General features: G+C 45.3%; 24 protein-coding genes. 5 read left to right on the top strand and 19 right to left on the bottom strand.

From position 1 onward, the window contains the following. Window positions 1–53: 53 nt before the first annotated feature. The 13 genes from LWH95_RS00460 to LWH95_RS00400 form a co-directional block, all read right to left on the bottom strand. A complete protein-coding gene (locus tag LWH95_RS00460; protein ID WP_232918718.1) occupies window positions 54–1,508 on the bottom strand; it encodes a tetratricopeptide repeat protein in 1,455 nt (484 codons plus the stop codon). Window positions 1,509–1,632: 124 nt separating this feature from the next. Next, on the bottom strand, window positions 1,633–3,402 hold the full coding sequence (bmrA, locus tag LWH95_RS00455; RefSeq protein WP_003235379.1) for a multidrug resistance ABC transporter ATP-binding protein/permease BmrA: 1,770 nt from the start codon (window positions 3,400–3,402) through the stop codon (window positions 1,633–1,635). 164 nt (window positions 3,403–3,566) lie between these two features. Next, window positions 3,567–3,926: a hypothetical protein gene (locus LWH95_RS00450; protein ID WP_232918717.1), complete on the bottom strand. Its 360-nt coding sequence runs from the start codon at window positions 3,924–3,926 to the stop codon at window positions 3,567–3,569. A 14-nt stretch (window positions 3,927–3,940) separates the two neighbouring features. Then, the gene (locus LWH95_RS00445; RefSeq protein WP_232918716.1) at window positions 3,941–5,845 is read right to left on the bottom strand and encodes a DUF6792 domain-containing protein; all 1,905 of its coding nucleotides are present in this window, start codon (window positions 5,843–5,845) and stop codon (window positions 3,941–3,943) included. Further along, window positions 5,835–6,572 carry a lipoprotein YvcA gene (locus tag LWH95_RS00440; protein ID WP_232918714.1) on the bottom strand — a complete coding sequence of 246 codons (738 nt, stop codon included), beginning with the start codon at window positions 6,570–6,572 and terminating at the stop codon, window positions 5,835–5,837. Before LWH95_RS00440 ends, LWH95_RS00445 begins: the two co-directional genes overlap by 11 nt. A gap of 256 nt (window positions 6,573–6,828) precedes the next feature. Next, on the bottom strand, window positions 6,829–7,452 hold the full coding sequence (gene hisIE / locus LWH95_RS00435; protein WP_003235384.1) for a bifunctional phosphoribosyl-AMP cyclohydrolase/phosphoribosyl-ATP diphosphatase HisIE: 624 nt from the start codon (window positions 7,450–7,452) through the stop codon (window positions 6,829–6,831). Beyond that, on the bottom strand, window positions 7,449–8,207 hold the full coding sequence (gene hisF / locus LWH95_RS00430; RefSeq protein ID WP_232918713.1) for an imidazole glycerol phosphate synthase subunit HisF: 759 nt from the start codon (window positions 8,205–8,207) through the stop codon (window positions 7,449–7,451). Before hisF ends, hisIE begins: the two co-directional genes overlap by 4 nt. Further along, the gene (hisA, locus tag LWH95_RS00425; protein ID WP_232918711.1) at window positions 8,204–8,941 is read right to left on the bottom strand and encodes a 1-(5-phosphoribosyl)-5-[(5-phosphoribosylamino)methylideneamino]imidazole-4-carboxamide isomerase; all 738 of its coding nucleotides are present in this window, start codon (window positions 8,939–8,941) and stop codon (window positions 8,204–8,206) included. Before hisA ends, hisF begins: the two co-directional genes overlap by 4 nt. Next, entirely contained in the window at window positions 8,938–9,576 is a 639-nt protein-coding gene (gene hisH / locus LWH95_RS00420; protein ID WP_232918709.1) for an imidazole glycerol phosphate synthase subunit HisH, read from the bottom strand. The genes hisA and hisH overlap by 4 nt, the downstream gene beginning before the upstream one ends. Beyond that, on the bottom strand, window positions 9,577–10,161 hold the full coding sequence (gene hisB, locus LWH95_RS00415; protein ID WP_003235392.1) for an imidazoleglycerol-phosphate dehydratase HisB: 585 nt from the start codon (window positions 10,159–10,161) through the stop codon (window positions 9,577–9,579). Beyond that, window positions 10,158–11,441 carry a histidinol dehydrogenase gene (gene hisD / locus LWH95_RS00410; protein ID WP_232918706.1) on the bottom strand — a complete coding sequence of 428 codons (1,284 nt, stop codon included), beginning with the start codon at window positions 11,439–11,441 and terminating at the stop codon, window positions 10,158–10,160. Before hisD ends, hisB begins: the two co-directional genes overlap by 4 nt. Continuing rightward, window positions 11,438–12,079 carry an ATP phosphoribosyltransferase gene (hisG, locus tag LWH95_RS00405; RefSeq protein WP_003219799.1) on the bottom strand — a complete coding sequence of 214 codons (642 nt, stop codon included), beginning with the start codon at window positions 12,077–12,079 and terminating at the stop codon, window positions 11,438–11,440. The genes hisD and hisG overlap by 4 nt, the downstream gene beginning before the upstream one ends. Continuing rightward, window positions 12,072–13,247: an ATP phosphoribosyltransferase regulatory subunit gene (locus tag LWH95_RS00400; RefSeq protein WP_148982521.1), complete on the bottom strand. Its 1,176-nt coding sequence runs from the start codon at window positions 13,245–13,247 to the stop codon at window positions 12,072–12,074. Before LWH95_RS00400 ends, hisG begins: the two co-directional genes overlap by 8 nt. 250 nt (window positions 13,248–13,497) lie before the next feature. Here LWH95_RS00400 and LWH95_RS00395 point away from each other — a divergent pair, with 250 nt between their 5' ends. Continuing rightward, window positions 13,498–14,241, top strand: coding sequence for a C39 family peptidase (locus LWH95_RS00395; RefSeq protein ID WP_148982520.1), 744 nt, complete (start codon window positions 13,498–13,500; stop codon window positions 14,239–14,241). A 254-nt stretch (window positions 14,242–14,495) separates the two neighbouring features. After that, entirely contained in the window at window positions 14,496–15,161 is a 666-nt protein-coding gene (gene pelC, locus LWH95_RS00390; protein ID WP_232918703.1) for a pectate/pectin lyase PelC, read from the top strand. A 21-nt stretch (window positions 15,162–15,182) separates the two neighbouring features. Here the strand turns inward: pelC and hprF are convergent, their stop codons facing one another. Genes hprF through hprK form a run of 5 tightly spaced genes read right to left on the bottom strand, consistent with a single transcriptional unit; the run spans window position 15,183 to window position 19,069 of the window. Then, window positions 15,183–15,701, bottom strand: a complete 519-nt coding sequence (hprF, locus tag LWH95_RS00385; RefSeq protein ID WP_003235402.1) for a heptaprenylglyceryl phosphate O-acetyltransferase — start codon at window positions 15,699–15,701, stop codon at window positions 15,183–15,185. 3 nt (window positions 15,702–15,704) lie between these two features. Beyond that, window positions 15,705–16,355: a pyrophosphatase PpaX gene (gene ppaX / locus LWH95_RS00380; protein WP_019259575.1), complete on the bottom strand. Its 651-nt coding sequence runs from the start codon at window positions 16,353–16,355 to the stop codon at window positions 15,705–15,707. Beyond that, complete coding sequence (locus tag LWH95_RS00375; protein WP_232918702.1) at window positions 16,352–17,290, bottom strand: nucleoside recognition domain-containing protein; 939 nt, start codon at window positions 17,288–17,290, stop codon at window positions 16,352–16,354. Before LWH95_RS00375 ends, ppaX begins: the two co-directional genes overlap by 4 nt. A 23-nt stretch (window positions 17,291–17,313) precedes the next feature. Continuing rightward, the gene (lgt, locus tag LWH95_RS00370) at window positions 17,314–18,123 is read right to left on the bottom strand and encodes a prolipoprotein diacylglyceryl transferase (RefSeq protein WP_148982517.1); all 810 of its coding nucleotides are present in this window, start codon (window positions 18,121–18,123) and stop codon (window positions 17,314–17,316) included. 13 nt (window positions 18,124–18,136) lie between these two features. Next, window positions 18,137–19,069: an HPr(Ser) kinase/phosphatase gene (hprK, locus tag LWH95_RS00365; protein ID WP_003235406.1), complete on the bottom strand. Its 933-nt coding sequence runs from the start codon at window positions 19,067–19,069 to the stop codon at window positions 18,137–18,139. A 181-nt stretch (window positions 19,070–19,250) separates the two neighbouring features. Between hprK and nagA the strand changes: the two genes are divergently transcribed. Genes nagA through nagR form a run of 3 tightly spaced genes read left to right on the top strand, consistent with a single transcriptional unit; the run spans window position 19,251 to window position 21,915 of the window. Next, window positions 19,251–20,441, top strand: coding sequence for an N-acetylglucosamine-6-phosphate deacetylase (nagA, locus tag LWH95_RS00360; RefSeq protein WP_148982516.1), 1,191 nt, complete (start codon window positions 19,251–19,253; stop codon window positions 20,439–20,441). Beyond that, window positions 20,438–21,160, top strand: a complete 723-nt coding sequence (nagB, locus tag LWH95_RS00355; protein WP_232918701.1) for a glucosamine-6-phosphate deaminase — start codon at window positions 20,438–20,440, stop codon at window positions 21,158–21,160. The genes nagA and nagB overlap by 4 nt, the downstream gene beginning before the upstream one ends. A gap of 23 nt (window positions 21,161–21,183) precedes the next feature. Beyond that, window positions 21,184–21,915, top strand: a complete 732-nt coding sequence (gene nagR / locus LWH95_RS00350) for an N-acetylglucosamine utilization transcriptional regulator NagR (RefSeq protein ID WP_003235409.1) — start codon at window positions 21,184–21,186, stop codon at window positions 21,913–21,915. Window positions 21,916–21,933: 18 nt separating this feature from the next. On the opposite strand, the gene LWH95_RS00345 is transcribed toward nagR, so the two are convergent. Next, window positions 21,934–25,803: a metallophosphoesterase gene (locus LWH95_RS00345; RefSeq protein WP_232918700.1), complete on the bottom strand. Its 3,870-nt coding sequence runs from the start codon at window positions 25,801–25,803 to the stop codon at window positions 21,934–21,936. Window positions 25,804–25,923: the final 120 nt, after the last annotated feature.

Here is a 25,923-nt window from a genome sequence, read left to right as displayed (position 1 = left end):
AATCTACTAAATAAAAAAAGAGTCGATTCTACAAATCGACTCTTCAAAATATTCTATTCTAGAATATCATCAATATATTTCATATATTTCGTCAAAGTTGCCGGAGAGATGCCGAATCGGGCCGCTGTGTCTTTTTTCGTATCATGTTTGCCGTGAGCTTCTTTCCAAATATAACAGATTGCCGCTGCCCAGCCCCTCTCATTTTTCAACGGAGCGGCTGCGCGGATTTGCTGGATGACATGGAACACCCAGCAGCTCATGACTTCTGTTTTCATCTCTTCTTTTTCAGCATGCTCCAATAATTTGACGGTTTGATAGGCGAAAAGCGCATCCTCTGATACTTCAGCTGCCACGGAATCTCCATTCAAAAGCAGCTTAACAAAATGATTTTCGAAAGGAGCGGTAATTCTCTTCGAGCGTATCACCGCTTCAAGATGCTCCGTTTCTCCCTTTGTGCTGCTGATATAATAGGCTGCGAGACGCTGTTCTACAGATGAAGGAAGTGCTTCCCTCCGCTCAATCCATGGAGCCGGGCGGTCTTCTCCGGGATATTGCGACTCGACTTTTCTCCAGATCGTCTCGGCAAAATCAGTATGTCCCGTAAAATAAGCGGAGCACGAGAGCCAGTAAAAGAATGTGTCGTCACCTTCAAAGCCGCTTTTATATAATGATTTGAGCCATTTATATCCGATCTCATAACGGCCGACAAGCGCCAAAGTGGCTCCCAGTTTATAGCGCTGTTCCAATAGCATCGGGTATACGTTAGAAAGCTGATCACTCAGTTCCGCCACTTTTTCGTCTTCTCTTTCATAATAGTAGAAAACGAGAAGATTGCATAAGGCGTGTAGGTTTCCTTCATTATGACTGAGCACTTGGTAAGCGGTTTGCTTCGCTTTTACGATGTTGCCTGAATAGAAATAGGCAAGCGCCAGATTATTGTATGCTGACCAAAGCTCCGGATAATCGGCTGTGATTTCCTCAAGCGCCGCAACCGCTTCGGCAAGCTGACCGCTTTCCAGCAGTGACTTTGCCCGATCCTGTTTCATCAGCAATTCATCCTGATCATACAAAGAATCCTCCGGCCCGCCGTCTCCTAAATCGAGCAATTCAAGCAGACTTTCGTTTTCTTCGGCGAATTCACCGTCCGGATCCGCATCTGAATAAGCGGCCGCTTCTTTATAAGCTTCTTGAAAGAGCCCCAGATGGGCAAAGTTATTCGCTTTAAAGTAATGGCACTCCGGCATTTCGGCCTCCAGATTTGCCATGATATAATCAAGAAGATCGTTCGACTCCTGATATTGGCCCATTTCTGAATAAATGACCGCAAGCTGCGAAAGCATCTCTGAATCCTCCGGCTCCAAATGAACCGCGCGCTGAATCAGTTTGCTTGCCCGTTTCAGATTGCGCTCTTTATACGCTTTCAAGCCTTTATGAAAAAAATATTGTCCATCTTGAAGCAGCTGGACAATTTGTGCGTGATTTTTATGTTCAGAAGTGTGTTTTCCCACAACTACCCTCCGTTTTATACAATGTACCGTCAGTAGTATACCATAAATCGCAAGCCCCTCAATAGTTCAAAAGGAAGGATTGGGAAAATCCCTCCGCTTTTTTACTGGCTGATTCGACCAAAATTTACCCGGCTTTGTTCTCTAAATCCGCGTTCATTTTCAGCTGCTGTTCAGCAAAATCTCTATATAGATCATGGGAAGCCATTAATTCATGATGTGTGCCCCGTCCGGTGATTTCTCCTTTTTCAACAAACAAAAGCTGGTCCGCGTCTACAACAGTGGATAAGCGGTGTGCGATGACAATCGTTGTACGGCCCTCCATCAGCACCTCAAGCGCCTGCTGGACTGATTTTTCAGATTGGCTGTCGAGGCTTGAAGTGGCTTCATCAAGCATTAGAATACTCGGATCACGGAGAAGCGCTCTCGCAATCGCGATTCTTTGCCTCTGTCCGCCTGACAGCATAATGCCGCGTTCGCCCACCTCAGTATCAAGCTGATTTGGCAGCTCCTTTATAAAATTGAGTGCATATGCCATCTCCGCGGCTTTTTCGATCTCGGCATCTGTTACATCACGTTCTAACCCGTAGCAAATATTTTCTCTAATCGTTCCCGACATTAACGGGCTTTCCTGTGATACATACCCGATGTGCTCCCGCCACGATTCAAGCGAGTAAGTATCAACCGGCTCGTCCCCCAGCCGAATGGTCCCTGCAGTCGGCGAATAAAAACGTTCAAGCAGCTTAAACAGCGTCGTTTTCCCGCCGCCGCTCGGACCGACAATCGCTGTTACTTTCCCTGCCTCAATGACGGCGCTGATCTCTTTCAAGATCAGCTGATCCGGCTTATAGCCAAAAGATACATGGTCAAGCTGAATAGGCAGATGCGCGTTTTCAATTTGTTTTCCTGTAACTGTATCTTCCTCTTCCTCTGCCAAAATCTCAATCATCCGTTCTGTTGCACCGATTGATTTTTGCAGCTGTGTAAAGAACGTTGTAATTTGGCCCATCGGCATAATAATTTGAAACAAATATAAAATAAATGCCACGAGCGCTCCGGCGGTCAACTCGCCTGATGAGACCTGCATGCCGCCGTATCCGATGACTGCTACGAGAGCTGCCATTAATACAAGTGAGATGAGCGGGCTGACAAGCGACTGAACCTTGGCTTCACGAACTCCAAGTTTAAATAAGGAAGAAATCCCCATCTTTCCGCGCCCATATTCAACATCCTCCGCATTTGAAGCCTTGACGAGCCTAATTTCCGGAAGAATTTGATTCAGCAGGCCTGTAAAACGGGCTGTTTCATCTTGCGTTTCCCGGGAAATCGAAAACATCTTCCGGCCTATCGGCATTAAGATAAGAGCGGCCAGAGGAACGACCACTAACACAAGCAGTGTCAGCTTCCAGTTCATAATAAACAAGATAGACAGTGATCCAATGACAGAAATGATACCTGTAATAAATCCGCTGATATGGGTTGTAATCAGTTCTTTGACCACCATCGTATCATTCGTTACACGGCTGACTGTTTCTCCGGAAGCGTTTGTATCAAAATAGGAGACAGGGAGCTTAATTAATTTCTTCCATAATAGATCCCTCAGCCCGGAGATGATTTTTTGTCCGTTATAGTTCAGCGCATAGGTGGCATAAGCGCTTAAACCGGCCTGAACGAGAAAAACAAGCGCGATCAGCCCGATTTGTGTTCCTGACAGGGCTGACATTGAAAAGCCATCGACAAGCTGCTTCGTTAATAATGGAATCAGCAGGCTGACCAGTGTGGTCACAATACTGAGAATTAACGCAAAAGCAAGCTTTCCATAAGAAGGATTGGTCTGCTTTACTAATGCAAAAAAGGGTTTTAATTTACTTTTAGATTTTTGTTGCTGGTTTGGCATATTATTATTCCTCCTGTTTCAGCGTTCAGAAAGGTGAAATAGCATTTCAAAAGGATGATTTTTACTCTTTCTCAATCATATCAATGGAGAGAGACTTTTTCAGTATATTTTTGCCGTGATGAAAATAAAAATCTCCCACTCATGGTTGAATAGGAGATTTTATATTATCCATCTTGAACAGGCTTCTTTTTTCTATAAGTCAATGTCACATCCTGCTGTCGCACGTCTTCAATTATCATTTTATACCGGTCAACTTTTGCAGTATGTTCTTCTTTTATCATTTGAAGTGCAGCTTTTCTACTTTCGCTTTTTGATTCTAGCTCTTCTTTTATTTTTTTTACGATCAACCCTTTTTGACCTTTGATTTCCTCTTTTAAAGAAGACTCAAATTTCTTTGTCAGGCTGAGAATGTCATTGATCGGTTTATTGAGGCTGCCTGCTTTCCCCTTCATTTCGTCATAGGTTAGAAACCTATAGGTGGTTGATACAATTTCTGTTTCACTTTCTGAAAATAAGGAAGTCACTCTTCATTTTCCTCCTAAGGCTGAAAATCAAATAACTGAGAAATCATTTCTTCTTTTTCAAACAGCTTTTCAATACTTTCGCGGATGTTTTTGATAAAATCTCTTTTTTCTGTTGTCTGTTTTTTTAATTCAGCAACAATTCCATCATTAGCAGGCAGCGCACCTGTGTGGAACGATTCATGAACTGAGATTTTCTCTAATTTATCGAATGTGTGGCTGAAACCAGCTGCAAGCCGGAATTGAAGATCGAAGGCATAATGCGAAGGATTTTCTTCCATATGATGAATAGCCGTGGTGATCGCCTGTTTTTTGTCTATAAAGTCTTCATCGATTTCCTGACTGTAAACCTTCTGGTACTTAGAAATCGCATCTTCCATATCTTCAACGATCTTCATACCGTTTTGATAGATTCTGACAGCGGATGAGATATTAACTTTAATCGTTTCTCCCGAGCCGCTCTTCCCTGTAAAATAAATATCGGAGCCTTTATAGCTGAAGCCTTTTTCCTTTGATAATGCGTTCAGCATTTGAACAATGCTGTGGCCGTCAACGATGAGTTTTAATGCGTCTTTTGTTTCTTTGTCGAGTGTTTCAAATGCAGCCTTTAATTCATTAACACTTCCTACTAACTCACAGACATAATAAACAATTGCAACTACATTATTAGTAGAAAGTGCAGATTTTAGCTGTTGGTACTGAATTTCTATATCACCTATCTTATTATTAACGATTTTCAACTGTTTTTTGATACTCTTCTTTTGTGCCTCATCAATATACCCATTCTCTTCAAGCTGATCCACAACTGTCCCGCTATTATTCAAAATAGTATGGACGAATTCGATAAAGGTTGGCATTTTGTCACCGATATTTTTAACCATTACCTTTATATCCCCAAACCGATTTTTCACTATTTTCCCTTTCGCCACATTTCCTTCAGCACTAAATATACTGCCGACAAGCTCTGCATCTATACCGGTTGAAGCCAAGATAAAGCCGTTTAGACCATCTTTTTTATAGTCATCCGAATACTTTCGCAAAAAGTTTTGGATAGAGCGGACATCCTCATCGGGAATCTTATCTATAATGCTTCTGATTCCTTTGACATCCGTGTTTGTATCTTTCATCTTTACATTGCCAAATGTAATAAAATCAGCCTTTCCGCTGACGCCATAGAGCGGGTCATCCTTGGAAATGCGTTGGGTGATGTTTGCTGTTACGCCTTTGTCATTGTAGTACTTGATAACTGCTTTTTTTAGCTGTTCTCGTGGAAGCTCTTTAAGCTCTTGGCGACTAAGATCATATTTATTCAATAGGAAATCTACCAAATTTCTATCAGCTAACAATATTTGGTCGATACTTATTTGTGCTCCATTCACACCATATACTTCATCAAATTCTCCATCAATTAACTGAGCTAATACTTGGTTATTATTAGCAAGAGAATGACCAAGCGCAAATGTTCTCAATTCCTCGGAATTACCTGCTTTTTTCTTTGAATTCTTTACAAACTCTCTAGTAGCTCTGTATTGGTTATCATCAATACCTAAAAACAAACCAAAAAAATTATAAGACCAATCTGCGTTATCAGCACTCCCCTCAGAAATAACATGGAGCTGCTCTATATCATTTTTCTTTTCCTTTATATAAATCGCTGTACCATCATAACCAGAATCTTTAATCTGTTTATCTATGTTCTTATTTTCTTGAATAAGTTCATATGAAGTATATATCTCTATTTCTTTTGGAAGCTCCGAGTTAGTTTCTTCTTTATAGATCCTCCGTATTTCAGCTTCAAACTCTTCCTTGGCTTTTTTTACTTTTTCCGGATTGTTCGATGCAAACTTTTCTTTATAGGCATACTCTAAGTTAATTAAACGGAGCTTTACATTTTCATTTACGAAAACATTCTTATTGTCCATCTCTACCCTCCTTTTTATTTCTTAAAAAGGTTATAGAATTAATTAGAGTGCCAGTTTTTTCTTTTGCTTGATCTTCATCCAAAGTACAAGGTTTATCATCTTTTTTACAGCGGACTATAAAAGAATATACTATCCCCAGGTACTCTTCTTCATTGGATTTTATATATCCAAAATAACGAAAGGAAAAATTGTATTTACGATCACTGTTTTTAAAATTGCTTTTTTTTGATGCTGCGTAAACTACTTTTCCGTCAGTTTTTTGCTTTATAAAATTGCCTTTGTAACCATTCTCATTACTAATTTGATCCAGCATTGTCTCTGGATCATTAATAAATGAAGATTTGTTATAGTAGCTTATTTGCGCATCTAAGAGAATATTTGATTTTTCATTGTAGCTTTCAAATCCAATCGATTCGCTATTTTTTCCATTTGAAGTAGAATAATCAGGAAGATACTCACCATCCGCCGGAAACAACATCCTAAACCCTTTCAGCTTAGATTCCAGCAAATAATACCCCGGCTCCTCTTCTTTCGTTGACACCATATACTCCCTCGTTTTCTCGTCCTGAAACGCGGGAACTTGCGGCAGGTCTTTTGGATCCATGTCTTTTGGTTTTGGGGCTTCTGTTTTATTGTCATTTGTGTTGTTTTTATCATTGTCGTTCATACTGCATCCTCCTGTCAGGGCAAGTAATAAGCTGAAGCAAATAAAGATGATCTTTTTCATTACGAACCTCCACGGGTTTTTAAACTGATTTATCAAAATCATACTAATGACCCTGTTACAAAGTGATTATTTTATCCTCGTTTATGTTACAACATGGATAAAATTAGATAAATAGGAAATTAGACTGGGTTTCACCTGGATTCACAGAAGGAGGACTAATGAAATAGGATAAAGATCCCTCCTATCAATAACACGATGGATCAGTCATAAAGATGCATAAAAAAAGGAGCTGCCATATAAGACAGCTCCCATCCTCTTACTTTTCAGAATGGCGTTTTTTCAATACATCTAGCACATCATCCAGCGGCAGAGCTTGCTCTCTGAGCAGGACAAGCAGGTGATACAGCAGGTCTGCCGCTTCCCATTTGAGTTCCTCGTGGTCTCGGTTCTTCGCGGCGATGATGACTTCGGATGCTTCTTCACCGACTTTTTTCAAAATCTTATCAACACCTTCTCGGAAAAGGTAAGTGGTGTAAGCTCCTTCAGGCATTTCCGCTTGGCGTTCCGCGATCACGCGCTCCAGTTCGTTAATGATGCCGAATCGGCCCGCAGCCTGTTCTTCTGATTGTTCCTTTGTAAAACAGCTGTAGCTGCCAGTGTGGCATGCTGGGCCGGACGGTTCTACGAGTACGATCAGCGCGTCCTGGTCGCAGTCATACCGGATACCTTTGACGGCTTGCGTGTTCCCTGAGGTTTCCCCTTTATGCCATAACGCTTGGCGCGAGCGGCTGTAAAACCATGTTTCTTTTGTTTCCAGCGTTTTTTCGTACGATTCCTTGTTCATATAGGCAAGTGTCAGCACTTCTTTACTTGCCGCATCCTGTACGATGGCAGGAATTAATCCGTCCTCGTTAAAACGCAGTTCATCTGCCTGTTTCATCTCACATTCACCCCGTGCTCTTTCAAGTATGATTTCACTTCTTTAATCGATGTTTCTTTATAATGAAAAATAGAGGCGGCAAGTGCCGCGTCGGCTTCTCCTTTTGTAAAAGCCTCAAGCATATGCTGCGCGTTTCCCGCTCCTCCCGATGCGATAACAGGTACGGTGACAGCTTCAGAAACAAGTTTTGTCAGCCTGTGGTCAAAGCCTTTTTTCTCACCGTCGGAGTCCATACTTGTCAGCAATATTTCTCCGGCTCCGCGTTTGACGCCTTCTTTTGCCCATGCTGTGACTTCCCAATCTGTTTTCTTTCTGCCGCCGTGCGTGTAGACCTTATATGTGTCAGATTCTTGGTCATACTTGGCATCGATGGCAAGGACGATGCATTGAGAACCGAAAAACTCGGCTCCTTCTGTAATCAGCTCAGGGCGGAGAACAGCTGCCGTGTTAACCGAAACTTTGTCCGCTCCGGCACGCAGAATCGTTTTCATATCGCTGAGCTGATTGATGCCGCCGCCGACTGTAAACGGAATCGCGAGCTTCGCGGCAACCTGCTCCACAACGTCAACCATCGTTTTGCGTCCTTCATGCGAGGCAGAAATATCAAGAAAAACGAGTTCATCCGCGCCTTCCTGGTCGTACACTTCCGCCAGTTCAACTGGGTCACCGGCATCCTTCAATTCAAGAAATTGAATTCCTTTGACAACGCGTCCTTCTTTAACATCAAGACATGGAATAATCCGTTTTGTAATCATTTCCGCTTCACCCTTTCAAGCGCCTCGCTCAGCGTAAACTGATTGGTATACAGCGCTTTTCCGATGATCGCTCCAGAAACGCCGTCCGCCTGATAGCGGGCGAGGGCTTCGAGGTCCGCGACGGAGCTGACTCCGCCGGAAGCGATCACAGATTTCCCCGTTTCCTTCGCAAGCTCGACAGTGCTTTCAATATTGGGGCCTGACAGCATTCCGTCTGTCGCGATGTCAGTAAAAATAAAGACTTCCGCACCTTCATTGGCAAGCTCTTTGCCTAGTTCGGTTGCCTTAAGAGTTGATGTTTCCAGCCATCCCTCTGTTGAAACAAAGCCGTTTCTCGCATCCAGTCCGATAGCAATTTTCTCGCCATATTGTTTCAGCATTTTTTTTACAAACGGTGGGTTAGAGACAGCTGAGCTCCCCAGGATCACCCGATCGACTCCTGCTGATAAGTATTCATAGACGTCACTTTCGGAACGGATCCCGCCGCCAATTTCGACTTTCAGGTCCAGCTTTTGGGCAATCTCGATCACATGGCGGTCATTTACCCTTTTCCCTTCTTTTGCGCCGTCGAGATCAACGAGATGGATCCATTCGGCACCCTCACTCGCAAATAACGCGGCCATGTCGTAAGGTGAATCGCCGTATATCGTTTCCTTATTATAATCTCCTTGAACAAGGCGGACACATTTGCCGTTTCTCATATCAATTGCCGGATATAATGTAAAAGCCCTCATTTTTTCACCTTCTGTTCTGCTGCCATTTTCGTGAATTGGGTTAAGATAGACATTCCGACCGTGCTGCTTTTTTCCGGGTGAAATTGGGCGCCGAAGACGTTCCTTTTTCCAACTACAGCAGGCACTCGCACACCATAATCAGCGCTTGCCAGAAGCGCGTCCTCCTCCACCCCGTCAATGTAATAAGAATGCACGAAATAAGCGTAGCCTTCTTCTGCTTCAGCCAGCAGCGGAGATTCGTTATGAAAGGAAAGGCGGTTCCAGCCCATATGCGGAACCTTCAGCTTGTTTCCTTTCTCATCTTTTGCTTTCAGCCTGACTGCTTTTCCTTTTAACAGCCCGAGGCCTGACGCGGTACCGTTTTCTTCGCTTTCATCAAATAAAAGCTGCATGCCGAGGCAAATCCCGAGAAACAGTCTTCCCTCTGAGACCATATCGTGAATCAATTGATCGAGCTTCGCGTTGCGCAAATTGTCCATCGCGTCTCCAAATGAACCGACTCCCGGCAAAATGAAGGCATCGGCTTCTCTCAGCTCCTCCGGCTTTTCAGAAACAAAGTACGGCACGCCGACACGCTCAAGCGCCTTTGAGACACTGTATAAATTGCCCATTCCGTAATCTATCACGCCGATCATTTACAGCATCCCTTTCGTTGATGGTATTCCTTTAACACGCGGATCAATCGCTGTTGCTTCATCAAGCGCACGTCCGAGCGCTTTAAAAACAGCTTCAATCATGTGGTGAGTGTTTGTGCCGTAATGAACGATAACGTGCAGGTTCATCCGAGCTTCAAGCGCCAGCTTCCACAAAAATTCATGTACAAGCTCCGTATCAAATGTTCCGACTTTAGCCGCCGGGAAGTCCGCGCGCATTTCCAAGTGCGGGCGGTTGCTTAAATCAATCACGACTTGAGCAAGCGCCTCATCCATCGGTACAAACGCTGATCCGTAGCGTTTAATTCCTTTTTTATCGCCTAAGGCTTCAAGCAGCGCCTGCCCTAGGCAAATGCCGATATCTTCAGTCGTGTGGTGATCATCTATATCAACATCACCTTTCGCGTTAATGGAAAGATCAAATTGTCCGTGTTTCGTGAATAAATCCAGCATGTGTGTCATAAACGGCACGTCTGTTTTGATATCCGCTTGTCCCTCGCCGTCTATTGCGAATGCCAGCTCAATATCTGTTTCGTTTGTTTTTCTGGCGCGTTCCGCTTTTCTCATTTTGAATTCCTCCGTTCTCTCGCTTCAATTGATCTGGCATGCGCTTCTAATCCTTCAAGTCTGGCAAAAGCCGCGATGCTTTCGGCATGTTCTTCAAAGGCCGATTGACTGTAAGAAATAATGCTCGATCTCTTTTGAAAATCGGTTACGTTTAATGGACTTGAAAATCTGGCTGTTCCGTTTGTCGGAAGCACATGGTTCGGTCCGGCAAAGTAATCTCCGACAGGCTCAGGGCTGTATCTGCCTAAGAAAATCGCACCCGCATGTTTGATTCTGCCAAGCAAAGCTTCGGGAGACTGTGTGATGATTTCTAAATGCTCCGGTGCGAGTGTATTGACAGTATCAATGGCTTCATCCATTGTTTCCGCCACATATATACACCCGTAATCGTTCACTGCAGCTTCCGCTATTTCTCTTCGCGGCAAGGTTTTCAACTGCTCGTTCACTTCGGCTGAAACCGCCTCGCCCAGCGTCATGGAATCTGTGACAAATACACTTGAGCTGAGCTTATCGTGTTCCGCCTGTGACAGCAGGTCGGCCGCAATTTCCCTCGGTATCGCTGTTTCATCAGCCAGGACGACTATTTCACTCGGTCCGGCAATCATATCGATATCGACATCGCCGAACACCTCTCGTTTGGCAAGCGCGACATAAATATTTCCCGGGCCTGTGATTTTATCCACCGGCTCAATGGTTTCTGTTCCGTACGCCAGCGCCGCAATCGCCTGAGCGCCGCCCATTTTGTAAATGTCTTTTATGCCTAGCTCAGCAGCAGCGACTAAGACCCCTGGGGACAGCTGTCCGTCTTTTCCCGGAGGCGTCACAAGAACGATTCTTTCCACACCCGCTGTCAGCGCCGGGATGACATTCATTAAAACAGATGAAGGATATGCCGCCGTTCCCCCCGGCACATATACACCGGCGGAATCAAGCGCCGTCACTTTCTGCCCCAGCATGGTGCCGTCTTTTCTGTGATAAAACCAGGAGGATTGCAGCTGTCTCTCATGATATTCCCTAATATTTTCGATTGCCTGCCTCATCACCTGAAGCAGCTGTGAATCCAGCGAGGTGTATGCTTTTTCAATTTCTTCTTTTGTGACCAGCGGGCTGTCTATTTCGATGCCGTCAAATCTCGCCGTGTAGCTGCGGACCGCCTGATCACCGTTTGCTTTTACATCTTCAATAATCGATCGGACCGTTTTTCTTTGCTCATCCGTTCCGGCATCTATGGACCGCTTAAGAGAAAACCGTTCTGCGCCGCTGATGGTTTTGATCTTCATTTTGCCGTTTCTCCTTCCACAACGAGAGATAAGCGGGATGCCATTTCGTCAATCACATCGTCTTTCATGCGATAGCTTACCGGGTTTACGATAAAGCGGGAAGTAATGTCACAAATGTGCTCCGTTTCAACAAGCCCGTTTTCTTTCAGCGTCTGTCCTGTGGAAACGATATCCACAATCCTGTCTGCAAGGCCGATGAGCGGGGCCAGCTCGATTGAACCGTTGAGCTTAATGATTTCGACTTGTTCCCCCTGCTCTCTAAAATAACTGGAGGCCACATTCGGATACTTTGTCGCGATTCTCGGTGCTACGCCGCTCCAGTCTGTATTCGGAAGTCCGGCGACTGCCAAGTGGCATTTGCTGATTTTCAAATCCAGCACCTCATACACATCGCGCTCTTCCTCCAGCATGACATCCTTGCCTGCAATTCCGACATCTGCAACGCCATGCTCCACATATGTGGTCACGTCCATCGGTTTAGCTAATATGAAACGGAGATTTTCCTCCGGCACATCAATGATCAGTTTTCTTGAATCTTCAAACTCCTCAGGGAGCTTGTAGCCAGCCTGCCGCAGCAGCCCTGCCGCTTCTTCAAATATCCGGCCCTTCGGCATCGCCATTGTGAGTAACTTACCCATTTTGCTCTTCCTTTCTGGCACCGATAAAATAGGTGACATTTGCAAAAGATTTTGTCATCTGATCGATATTTTCAATTCCTGATAAATCTTGAAGAACCACTTTGTTCCCCTTCATACGTTCTTCATTCGCATAAGCGATGGCTTGCACCCGCTGCTCTTTGCTGAAAATAACAGCGTCTATTTCACAAGGTTCGTCTTTCATATGAAGCGCTTCAATCAGCCGGTCGATCCGAAGCCCGAAGCCTGTTGCCGGCGCGGGCGAATCAAAATGGCCCAGAAGCTTGTTATAACGGCCGCCGCTTCCAATGACAAAACCGACATTTTCGGCGTACACTTCAAATAAAATCCCTGTGTAATAGCTCATGTGGCTGACCATATTCAGATCAAGGCGGACATTTTCCGTACATCCGTAATCCTCAAGAATGTCCCACAGCGCCTTCAGCTCATCAACCACGCTTTTTCCTTGCTCAGAATCGACGATTTCCTCAGCACGTCCGCATACTTCTATGCCGCCCCGCAATTCAAGAAGCTCAAGCAGCCTTCTTTTATCAATGGAGGAAAGCGGGAGAGACTTGACATGTTCTCTGTAGCCGACATAGTTCTTCTCGTATAAAAACCTCCGCAGCACATCAGCACGCTCAACGTTTCCGAGCACCTCAACAAACAGGGCATCCGCAATGCCGGCATGGCCGATGGCAATTTTAAAGGAAGACAGCCCGGCGCTTTTTAACGCACCGATTACTAAAGCAATGACCTCCGCATCCGCGCTTGTCGTACCGTCACCGATTAATTCCACTCCGACCTGCTCGAATTCGGCAGGGCGTCCGCCTTCGCGTTCCTGAGCCCTGAACACATTTGCCGCATAGCCGACTCTGAGCGGATGATCGTGTTTCAGAAGCTTTGATGCCGCCACCCTTGCAATCGGTCCTGTCATATCCGGGCGAAGCACCAATGTCTTGCCGTCCTGATCAAGAAGCTTGAACAGCTGCTGCTCTTCAATCGCTGACTGCACGCCAACGGTATCGTAAAACTCCAGCGTCGGCGTTTCCATAAATTGATATCCCCATTTATCTATCAAATCGGTTAACGATTGTCTCACCTTTTTTTTCGTTTCGTATAAACCGGGCAGTGTATCTCTCATGCCGTGCGGTTTTTCAAACATAAACATCAACCCGAGCACCTCCGTTGCCATTGTTTGAAGGAAAATTCCGAATCCTTTAGTTCGTTAATATGATAATATGTTAGCAGATGAAAGAATGAAAATCAATGCTTAACTTTAGCTAGGATATTTTTCATTCAGATGCCCTCCTCCTAATTATGAAAAAATCATGAATAAATAATTAAAGGTACGTAATATCTCAAATTCTTTATGTTTGGCATGCTATAATACAAATCAAATAGAGAACAAGGAGATAAAGATGAAAACACTGCGAACTCTATGTATACTGATCATACTTTCAGGCGTCATTTTTTTCGGACTTAAAATAAATGCAAAAGATATAGATATTCCTTTTTTCAATAGCGATAAAAAAGAGGCTGAAAAAGAATCGGCAGCCAACAGCAAAAAGGAGCTGAAGGGAAGCGCCGAACCGCTGGATGTCATCCTTTATAACCAGATGGACGCGCCTCGGCTCTATAACGGCTGTGAAGTAACAAGCCTTGCGATGGTGCTGAATTACGCGGGATACGACGTAACAAAAAACACACTGGCAGACCAGATTGCCATAGTGCCTTTGACATACAGCAGCGGATTAAAAGGTGATCCGAATGACGGATTTGTCGGGGATATGGCGAATGGCCCGGGTCTCGGCGTCTACCACGGACCGATCTATAAGCTGGCGAAAACCTATGCCGGCAACAAAGTGTCTGACCTGACTGGAAAAAGCATTTCCGCTGTTTATGAACAGCTTGAGAAAGGCAATCCTGTTTGGGTCATTACGACCGCCAACTTTACGCCGGTTGACAACATGCAGACATGGAAAACGCCAAACGGAACAATAGATATCACGTACAGCGAACACAGTGTCGCCGTTACAGGATATGATGAAAAATACGTGTATCTCAATGATCCGTATGGCTACAAAAACAGAAAAACCGACAGAACCAGCTTTGAAAAAGCGTGGGAACAAATGGGCAGCCAAGCCATCGTTATTCAAAGGTAAACTGCTGAAAACTGTTCGCTTTCACAGTGCCTATGCTCTACCCTGAGCAAATACGACAATATTCATGCTTTTTGTTTCAATCCGTAATATCGATTCATTTTCCATTTATCATCCAAAATTGTCTTTACTTTCAGGCTGTCTGTTTTTATGATTAAAGCAGATTCAGCCTTGCCCCGATCTATGTTAGAGAAGCCGGTGCAAGACGCTGAGGCTTCTCTTACAAAAATTAAAGATATCCGGGGAGGATTTTATCATTGAAAAAAATCGTGTCTATCCTATTTATGTTCAGTTTGGTTATGGGTTTCAGCCAGTTTCAATCATTAACTGCTTTTGCAGCTGACAAAGTGGTTCACGAAACAATTATCGTACCAAAAAATACAACATATGACGGGAAGGGACAGCGGTTTGTAGCAGGGAAAGAATTAGGTGACGGAAGCCAGTCCGAAAATCAGGAACCTGTTTTTCGTGTAGAGGATGGAGCAACTCTGAAAAATGTGGTGCTCGGCACACCTGCTGCTGATGGCGTGCACACTTATGGAAACGTTAACATTCAGAATGTGAAGTGGGAAGATGTTGGTGAGGATGCGTTAACGGTGAAGAAGGAAGGAAAAGTGACCATCGATGGCGGCTCTGCCCAAAAAGCGTCAGATAAGATTTTCCAAATCAATAAAGCGAGCACCTTCACAGTGAAAAACTTCACGGCGGACAATGGCGGAAAGTTCATTAGACAGCTTGGCGGTTCAACCTTCCACGTTGATGTGATCATCGACAAGTGTACCATCACGAACATGAAAGAAGCGATATTCCGGACAGACAGCAAAACAAGCACGGTCAGAATGACAAATACACGCTACTCCAATGTCGGCCAAAAATGGATTGGCGTTCAGCATATTTACGAAAACAATAATACTCAATTTTAAAATGAAAAATCCCGCTGAAGTTTATTCAGCGGGACTTTTCAATCTTGCTTGCATTTCTTCCTTCGTATAGATGATCCTCATCGGATTTCCGCCGACAAATGCCCCGGCAGGCACGTCTTTATGGACAAGCGTTCCGGCTGACACAACCGCACCATCCCCTATTTCCACACCTGGCAGAATGGTCGTGTTCGCACCGATCATCACTTCGTCTCCGATCAGGACTTTGCCGATCCGGTATTCATGAATCAAATACTCATGGGCCAAAATGGTCGTATTGTACCCGATAATTGTATTTGTTCCGACTGAGATCTTTTCCGGAAACATAATATCCGGCATCACCATGAGGGCAAAGGATGTCTGATTTCCAACCTTCATCCGCAGAAATGTACGGTACAGCCAGTTTTTCATCCCTATAAACGGTGTATATCTCGCAATTTGAATGACGATAAAATTTTTGACAACCTTTACAAAAGGCACCGTTTGATAGACATGCCATAGTGAGTTAGCCCCCGAGACCGGATGGCGATCTGTTTTTCTCACAGATTACTTCACTCCAACGATTTGTAATAGATCACTCATTTTCTCAAGCATATAATCAGGCTCATGCTTCGCCAGCATTTCCGGCCCTTTAATCGTCCATGCGACTCCTGCCGTTTTTGTTCCGGCGTTTTTCCCTGCCAGCACATCGTGGTAATTATCTCCGACCATAATGGCTTCCCCAGGCTCGCTTCCAAGCTGTTTCAGCGCTAAAAGAACCGGCTCGGGATCAGGCTTTGCCATCGACACATCATCGAGGGTGACGACCGTTTCAAAAAATTCACCGATCCCCGTCAGCTTGAGGCCCATATTGACAGTATCTCTTAATTTCGTTGTTACAATCCCTAATTTAAAGCCGGCCTTTTTCAATGCATCCAGGGTTTCATACACTGTTTCATATTCGGTTACGAGTGAATCATGCATGTCATGATTGTACGCTCTGTACATGGCGATCATATCATCGCATTTATCAGCATCCATCGAGGAGAATGTTTCAAAAAGAGACGGCCCGATAAACGCAAGGACATCCTCTCGTTTATACTTGCTCGGGTAATAATGCTCCAGTGTATGCAAAAAGGACGCGATAATTAATTCATTCGTATTAATAAGCGTTCCGTCTAAATCAAACAGAATTGTCGTTACTTGTTTGTCACTCATATTGCTTCCTTTCCAACCGCTGAGGGTTTCCATTTTTTCCATGTATGCGCAATAATCATTGTCAGCAGCACTGCTGTGGTGACACGTATCAGAAGAAGAGGCCATACCGGTATGCCGAGCGGAATAAAGACAAGTGTATCTTCCACGACCGCGTGGCAGGCAACAAGAAAAATAAACGCCAATGTCATATCCCGTCTGCTCACGCCGTCATCCTCGACAGCTTTGATCATAACACCCGCTCCGTAGGCCAGACCGATCGTCAATCCCGCGACCATCGTCATGGACGTATTTTTATTCATGCCAAGCAGCTGCGTAAACGGAGACAGCCACCTGGAAAAACGATGCAGCCAGCCTAAATCTCTTAAAAACTGAATGATGATCATCAGCGGGATCACAATTGCCGCGAGCTGCAAAACACCAAGTCCGGCTTTCGTTAAACCCTCGGCTAGCATTGCCAGCCAGCCGTCTGGCGCTGCACTCTTTGCAGCGATAAAACCGTACTGCGCCGTTTCCTGTCCGCCATGCCAAATGAGATTAATGACGATTGCTGACACAGCGGCCAAACCGATGCGCACCGCCAAAATAACGCCAATTCTGATGCCAACCTTTGCGGCAACTGTCGATTCGATGATCAAGTTATGACAGAATGAAAGCATAACAGCTAAAATAAAAACTTCCTTCACAGATAAATCCAATGTCAAAATCCCGGCAATTCCAGCGTACAGATTCAGCATATTTCCCAGCACAAGCGGAATAGCCGCTTCACCTGAAAGGCCGAACAGGCCCATAACCGGTGTGATCAGCCGTACCAGCCAATCCATGACAGGCGTATGCTGAAGCAAAGTGACCAATAGTGTTACCGGGAAAATGACTTTACCGAGCGTCCATGTTGTTTGAAGACCTGCCGCAAGACCAGTCAGAAAGATTTTCTTCATCCCTCATCCCCCTTTGTTGACGTCTACTCCGCGTACCGCTCCTTTGAGTACCCCTTCACGCGTCTGAAGATGATGGCTGCCACAGCCAAAACAATCAATACAATTGAAATCACCTGAGCGATGCGAAGTGCATCAGTCAGCATTAAGCTGTCAGTCCTCATTCCTTCAATAAAGTATCTTCCAATTGAATACCAAATGATATAGATCAAGAAAAGCTCGCCTCTCCGCAAATTCGCTCTGCGCAGGAGCAGCAAAGCGATGACGCCGACAAGGCTCCACAGTGATTCATATAAAAAAGTAGGGTGATAATATTGCCCGTTGATGTACATTTGATTGATGATAAATTCAGGCAGGTGCAGGCTTTCTAAAAAGGCTCTGCTGACTGCCTCGCCGTGCGCTTCCTGGTTCATGAAGTTTCCCCATCGGCCGATCGCCTGGCCGAGCAAAATGCTTGGTGCGGCAATATCCGCAAGCTTCCAGAACGAAAGATTTTTCACTCTTGAAAATACATAACCTGTTAAAATGGCGCCGATTAACCCGCCGTGTATGGCAATGCCGCCCTTCCAAATCTTAATGATTTCTCCCGGATGTGCTGCATAATAATCCCATTCAAATGCAACGTAATAAATTCGTGCGCAAATAATCGCAATCGGAATGGCAAACAGGACAAGATCGATAAACGTGTCTTTCTGCAGCCCCCGTTTCTCACTTTCCCTCATCGCAATCCAAAGCCCTAGCAAAGCGCCGAGACCGATAATGATTCCGTACCAATGGACGGCTAACGGCCCCAGCTGAAAAGCTATCGGATTGAGTGGTTCTATCGCTTCATTCATTTAACGCCAACTCCTATTCGTCTTGTTCGCCGTCTTCAATGACGTCCGCCAGCTTGTTTGTAAATTGCTCAGCGGCGTTCAGACCCATCCGCTTCAATCTGAAGTTCATCGCTGCCACCTCGATAATGACTGCGAGATTTCGGCCCGGACGGACGGGAATCGTCAGTTTTGTAATTTCTGTATCAATGATTTTCATGGTTTCTTCCTCAAGTCCGAGACGGTCGTATTGCTTGCCCTGCTCCCAGAGTTCAAGATTCATGACAATCGTAATTCGTTTATTGCTTCTGACCGCGCCGGCACCAAACAGCGTCATCACGTTGATAATGCCAAGCCCCCTGATTTCAAGGAGATGCTCAATTAATTCAGGCGCGTTTCCGACAAGGGTATCCTGATCCTCCTGACGAATTTCAACGCAATCATCGGCAACGAGGCGGTGCCCCCTTTTCACAAGCTCCAGTGCGGTTTCACTTTTCCCGACGCCGCTTTTTCCCGTAATCAGCACGCCGACACCGTAAATATCGACAAGAACGCCATGAATCGCTGTAGTAGGCGCCAGACGGCTCTCAAGAAAATTGGTTAAACGGCTTGACAGCCTTGTCGTTTTCAGCGGCGATCTGAGGACAGGCACGCCGTTTTTCTCGGAAGCGTCAATCAGCTCCTGCGGGATAGGCATATCTCTGGAAAGAATAATAGCTGGTGTTACATCAGTGCACAGAGAATCCATTCGCTGCTTTTTATCCTCTTCCGGCAGCTGTTCAAAGAAAGAAAGCTCTGTTTTTCCGAGAAGCTGCACGCGCTCTCTCGGATAATATGTAAAATATCCGGCAATTTCAATGCCTGGTCTTGATAAGTCACTCATTGTAATCGGGCGGTTAACCCCTTCTTCTCCGCTGATTAATTCCAAATTGAACTGTTCCATTACGTCTTTTGTGCGAACCTTTGCCACGATATGTTCCTCCTGTTCCGGGCTGCCCCGAGCTTGCTCACAATACTTTCATTTTATCACTTTCGGGCTTGAACCTAAAACAGATTTTATAAAAGACGGGAAAACACCTCAGCTGGTCTAGATCACTAGTCTGAAAAGGGGTAAAATAAATGTATTCATATTCCAGAAAGGCGGATCACCTATGGCAGAAAGTCTTCTTATCAAAGGCATCGCGATCGTGACAGAAAATGAAGTAATCAAAAATGGCTATGTCGGAATCAATGGCGGAAAAATCAGCACAGTTTCAACAGAACGGCCTAAAGAGTCTTACTCAAAAGAGATTCAAGCACCGGCAGATTCCGTTTTGCTTCCCGGGATGATTGACATTCATATTCACGGCGGCTATGGCGCAGATACGATGGATGCAAGCTTTTCCGCTCTCGACACCATGTCCTCAAGACTTCCAGAAGAAGGCACGACGAGCTTTTTAGCAACAACCATTACCCAGGAACATGGGCACATTTCCCAAGCTTTGGTGAATGCAAGAGATTGGAAAGCAGCTGAAGAATCCTCATTATTAGGCGCGGAACTGCTCGGCATTCATTTGGAGGGGCCCTTTGTTTCACCTAAAAGAGCCGGAGCACAGCCAAAGGAATGGATCAGGCCTTCGGATGTTGCGCTTTTCAAAAAGTGGCAGCAGGAGGCGGGCGGACTGATCAAAATCGTCACACTTGCGCCGGAGGAGGATCAGCATTTTGAACTGATCCGCTATTTAAAAGACGAATCGATTATCGCGTCGATGGGGCACACAGATGCCGACTCCGCATTACTGTCGGAGGCCGCGAAAGCAGGCGCGAGCCATATGACCCATCTTTACAACGCGATGAGCCCGTTTCATCACCGAGAGCCCGGAGTGATCGGAACGGCGCTAGCCCATGATGGGTTTGTGACAGAGCTTATCGCTGACGGCATCCACTCCCATCCTTTAGCGGCAAAGCTTGCTTTTTTGGCAAAAGGCAGCAGCAAGCTCATTTTAATTACCGATTCCATGAGGGCAAAAGGCCTGAAAGATGGTGTATACGAGTTCGGCGGCCAAAGTGTGACGGTAAGAGGAAAGACAGCTCTTCTTTCCGACGGAACACTTGCCGGGTCGATCCTCAAAATGAACGAAGGCGCACGGCATATGCGTGAGTTTACAAATTGCTCTTGGACGGATATAGCTAATATAACTTCTGCAAACGCAGCCAAACAGCTGGGTATCTTTGACCGAAAAGGCAGTGTGACAGAGGGAAAAGATGCGGATCTTGTGATTGTTAGCAGTGATTGCAAGGTGATTCTCACCATCTGCCGCGGAAACATTGCATTTATATCCAAGGAGGCTGACCAGATATGAAAGTAGTTGAATGTCAAACATATGAAGAGCTAAGCCAAAAAGCAGCCAGAATAGCCGCAGACACAATCAAGGAAAAACCTGACGCCGTTCTCGGTTTAGCAACAGGCGGCACACCGGAAGGCACGTATCGCGAGCTGATCCGCCTGCACCAAACTGAGAATCTTTCATTTAAAAACGTCACCACGGTTAATTTGGATGAATACGCCGGACTTTCAAGCGATGATCCGAACAGCTATCACTACTATATGAATTCTCGTTTTTTTCAGCATATCGACAGCCAGCCAAGCCGGCATTTTATTCCCAATGGAAATGCAGACGACCTGGAAGCCGAATGCAGGCGGTACGAACAACTAGTCGAATCCATTGGCGGCACTGACATTCAGCTTCTCGGCATCGGCCGAAATGGACATATCGGCTTCAACGAACCGGGAACGCCTTTCAAGTCGCGAACACACGTTGTGACATTAAATGAACAAACCCGCCAGGCGAATGCCAGATATTTTTCTTCAATAGACAGTGTGCCGAAAAAAGCACTCACAATGGGAATCCAGACGATTCTCTCAAGCAAGCGCATTCTGCTGCTTATTTCTGGAAAAAGCAAAGCGGAAGCTGCGAGAAAGCTGTTAGAAGGAGACGTAAGCGAAGATTTCCCAGCATCGGCTTTGCACCTGCACCCCGATGTTACGATTTTGATTGATCGTGAAGCCGCGGCATTATGACCTTGAAAGGAACATGCTGACTTATGAATATCGATAAACAATCGCCTATTCCGATTTATTATCAGATTATGGAGCAATTAAAAGCCCAAATTAAGAGCGGAGAGCTGCAGCCGGATATGCCTCTTCCCTCCGAGCGTGAATATGCCGAACAATTCGGAATCAGCCGGATGACGGTTCGCCAGGCGCTTTCTAATTTAGTCAATGAAGGCTTTCTTTATCGCCTGAAAGGACGGGGCACCTTTGTCAGCAAGCCAAAAATGGAACAAGCACTCCAAGGGCTTACAAGCTTTACCGAGGATATGAAAAGCCGCGGGATGACACCAGGCAGCAGGCTCATTGACTATCAGCTAATTGAGTCAACTGAGGAGCTCGCAGCTTTATTAGGCTGCGGGCATCCCTCTCCTATCCATAAAATCACTCGAGTGCGGCTGGCAAATGATATTCCAATGGCGATTGAATCCTCGCATATTCCGTTTGAGCTTGCGGGTGAATTAAACGAATCGCATTTTCAGTCGTCGATTTACGAGCATATTGAAAAGTACAACAGCATCCCGATTTCCCGTGCAAAACAGGAGCTTGAACCAAGCGCTGCAACATCGAAAGAAGCAAGCATTCTTGGCATTCAAAAAGGGGCGCCTGTCCTGTTAATCAAACGAACAACGTATTTACAGAACGGAACTGCTTTTGAACATGCAAAATCAGTATACAGAGGCGACCGTTATACATTTGTCCACTATATGGACCGGCTTTCATAAAAAAATCTCCAACCCTTTTTAAGGATTGGAGACATGGCGAAAATCAAACTGGTCTGGCGACGGACGATATGTCTCTTTTTTCGTCTTGAACTTCCAGATCGGTGATTTCGTTTTGCCGTTAAAGCTGTCTTCCACAATGGTGTACCAATAATAAACAGAGTGCGGTTCAAGATCATCCCAGCGGAATTCAGCGGTATCCCCGCTCTTCACTTGCTCCCGTTTTCCGAGCTCTTCATTGGTATATACATTACATTCAAAATAATCGGTTTCCACCTTTTTGACCCTCGGCTTCAAATCAAGCGAAAGCGAAAACTCATCCTTGTTGCCGTAGGTATCCGTATCATAGTAGTTTTTATCTTGTAAATGCGGAGAGTACGTCGACACATGCACCATATCATTCGCCTGGTCAAACTGCAGCAAACGCAAATACCCTTGTCCGCCTTCTGGCCCGCCCTGATAATCGGCCAGCATTTGATGCACGAGGCGATCCGGTTTTCCATCACCATCATCATCCAGCTCATCAGTTTTTCTCATCGCACTATGATAATGCCCGCTTAACACCATCACCACATTCGGATTCGGCTTCACGACTTTTTTGAATATCTTCTCTCCGATCGGGCTTCTGTTTCCGCTGACCAGCAAATACTCATGAAAAGCTAAAACAGCCATCCGGTCAGGATGCTTCTTTAGCACTTGATTCATCCACGCGATGTCTTCATCCGTAATGCCCCATCCCATGTACAGCATGATATAATCATTGCCGTTGCTCGAAATTAAGTCATAATGTCCGCGGTTATTTTTATAAGAACCGCCATAATGCAATTTTTTATCAAAACGATGACTGCCAAAGTATTTGCCAAACGCCCTGTAGGAGCCGTCCTTATGCCCGACATCGTGGTTACCTGCCAGCACGCCGTAAGGAATCCCGCTTTTATCCAGAACAGACATTGACCGATCAGCGTTTTTCCACTGTCTGATATCGGCAGAATCATCTACAATATCACCCGTGTGAAACACATATTTGATATTGAGCTGCTTTTGATTATTTTTGATCCATGCGGTCTGTTTATCAAAAATATGCGGATAGCTTTCCGCGTAATACTGCGTATCGGACATCCAGGCAAATGTGTACATATCCTTCGCAGGAGGAATTTCATCCTGGACAATCACATTCATCTTCGACTTCCGCACAAAATTGGAGGCGATTACTGACGCCTTCAGCGTAAACGGTTTGTGATCTTTGGCAACGAAGCTGTCAACCGGCTGCCACTCGTTTGTCCGGTAATTCCAAGCATACATCGTCACCTTTCTTCCCGGCAAAGAACTTCCCTTCCAGACCGCTTCCGCCAAGTCATTCTCATCAACTGACGGATCAACCGTCACTTCAAAGCGATGATAAGGGAAAAGCTCCTTCTTTTCTGTCGATACTGTATTTCCGTCAGCAGCAGATACCCGCTCCAATTCTTTATTCGTAAAGGGGGTCTCGCTTTCCGGCACAAAGCTTTTCGGCGGTTCAGTCAGTGACGCGTGCTTGAATATTTTCACATTGTTTCGTGCTGTATATTGAAATCCTCTATAAAAAGCGACATCCATGGGGTCATCCGTCGGATCCTTCACCCGCACAGAAAGCTTAGCCCTATGTGTATCGGCTTCGCTGTCTATGACCTCCGGCTGATCCGGATGCTCACGTTCTGTTTTAAACGTCCGCTCAATGATTGTTTTATTGCCCGCGAGGTCCGTTGCGGTTATTTTTAGAGAATGTTTTCCCGGCAAAAGTTCAGAAGATGACGTATGGTAGGGAAGTGTAATGCTCTCACCATCTAAAGACGCCTCCGCTTCCTCAATTTTGCTCCATTTATCATACATATCCGCCTGCAGGATGAGGTTTCCTTTGTACGTTTGTCCCTCGGTGATATTCGGCTCGATATGCGGCCCCGAATTATCTACACGCACAACCAAGCTTACATTTTCCTTGCCGTCGCTTGCTTGAATATGGTGAGCGCCTTCAGAAAGCTTTGATGTATCCCACTTCAGCAACTGTGACGTAAACAGTCCGTCAGGAAGATTGAATTGAAATTGCCAGCTTTTATTCGAGCGCTGATTATCTCCAATAAAGAGTTCCTTCTCAGGAGAAACCCTCTGATCCCTGATCACCGTCCCATCCGATAACACCAATCGGGCGTTTTTGACTAAGAAATCATCACGGTTTTCAGCCGTATCAAATGGAGACACCTTTGAACCTGATCGTATCGTAATACGCTGCAGCTGCTTCCCTTTACGGAGCAGCAACTCTGGTAAGGGAACAGAATAGGTGCGGTATTTATTTGTTGTATCATCAAATACCTTTAACACTTTGCCTTCCATCGTTACCGCGTTTTTAAAGTAAAGATTCGTTTTTCTCGTATCGAACGCAAAATACACTTCTTTTTCCATAGCGGGCTCTGTCACTTGTTTTTTTCCGTCTATCCACAGTTTAATGCTGTCAGTGCGCCCGTCTGTCGTCGCTTTGAGAAACTGAGTTCCCGACAGCGTGTCTCTGTTTTCAATGTTCATCCGCAAACCGTGCGATTTGCTTGTTTGTTTAATATCAATCATTTTGACCGGCGTTCTCGCCTCATTGATTCCGTCCCCTGCTGCCACGTAATACTCAAGCTGATCCTTCCCGATCAGTTCAGGCGAATACACAATATAATGGTAGAGATTGTCGTTGCGGTCTTTTTCAGCGAGAATGCGCTTAAACGGTTTGTTTTCATCTGTCCGATAGTAGAAGGCCGCTGTTTTCACAAGACTGCGGTCCCGTATATCAGCCCGCAGCTCAATGCTTTCGGCAGGGCGAACAGGCTTGCGGTCAGTCAAATCCTCAATGACCGGCTTTTCTTTATCAAGCTTAATTTTTCGTTTCTGCTCAGGAACTTGCGCCTGTAATACCGTTCCCGGGGACGGATTTTTTTCTCCGATTGAGATATTGAGAAGTTCTGCAGTTCCGTCCAGCGGATACTTGTAAAGCACAGATGACAGCCGGCGCAGCGCATGTTTCCGATAATGCGCGACCGAAATATCTTTTCCTGTATTCGTTGATATCACAACTGACCGCGGCCTAGTATTGGCCATCCCCTCTGTCTCTTCTAATACCGCGAGATTTTTCCCTTCCGTTAATTGTGTCTGGTAATATCGATTGAAATCCTCCGCCGTCAATTCTGGATGCCCGGCAGGCTTCAGCCAAACCACAAAAGTTTCGCCGGATGGAATGGTGATCCTTTCATCCGGTCTCCAAATCAGATCGGAGTCAGGCCCTTCTTTCGGATAGCGGTAACGGATATGATAGTCTTTAAAATCAATCGTTCTGTCAGTCGTATTATAAATCTCAATAAATTCATAACCGTCTGCACGTCCCGTGTTCTTCGTATCAACCGCTAACTCTGTGATCAGAAGCTCCGGAATATGGGCGAGATCAGCCTGATATCCTTCAAGCTTCAGTTTCTTCGTCTCCGACTCGACCCGCTGCTTCCCATTGGAAATCACAATGTAATACTCAAGCTCGCTGTTCCAAATCAATCGTTTCGGAATTTGCGCCAAAAACTTGTGAATCGCTCCGGGTGTCGGGTCCATCGGCACCATTTTGTAGCCCAGCTCATTACTTTGTTTATAAAAAAGAAAGGCAGAAAATGCTTGATACTCATTGTCACGCACTTGAGCCTCAATCATCAGATTGCTTTTCATTTCAGCTTTCACATCGATTTGAGGAGGATTTTCAAGCAAGGGTATGTAATGAGGCGTTTGGAATGGTTCCTGCTTTATAACAGGGAAAGCTTTCGATTCATGATGGCCGCCAGACAAAACTGAAAGAAAAGACAAGAACAAAGAAGCGATAACTGTGTATTTCCTCATCAAAACACCTCCCTTTTCACGTATTTTGCGTCTGAATAGGGAAGCTTATGAGTTTATTTTTGTGCAAAAAGAACAAAAAAGCGTCTGCCTCTTGAAAATTCCACTATTACCCAGTAAACT

Source organism: Bacillus sp. G16, from assembly GCF_021282335.1.
Classification (GTDB): domain Bacteria; phylum Bacillota; class Bacilli; order Bacillales; family Bacillaceae; genus Bacillus; species Bacillus inaquosorum.
This window is presented reverse-complemented; position numbering and strand designations above follow the sequence as displayed.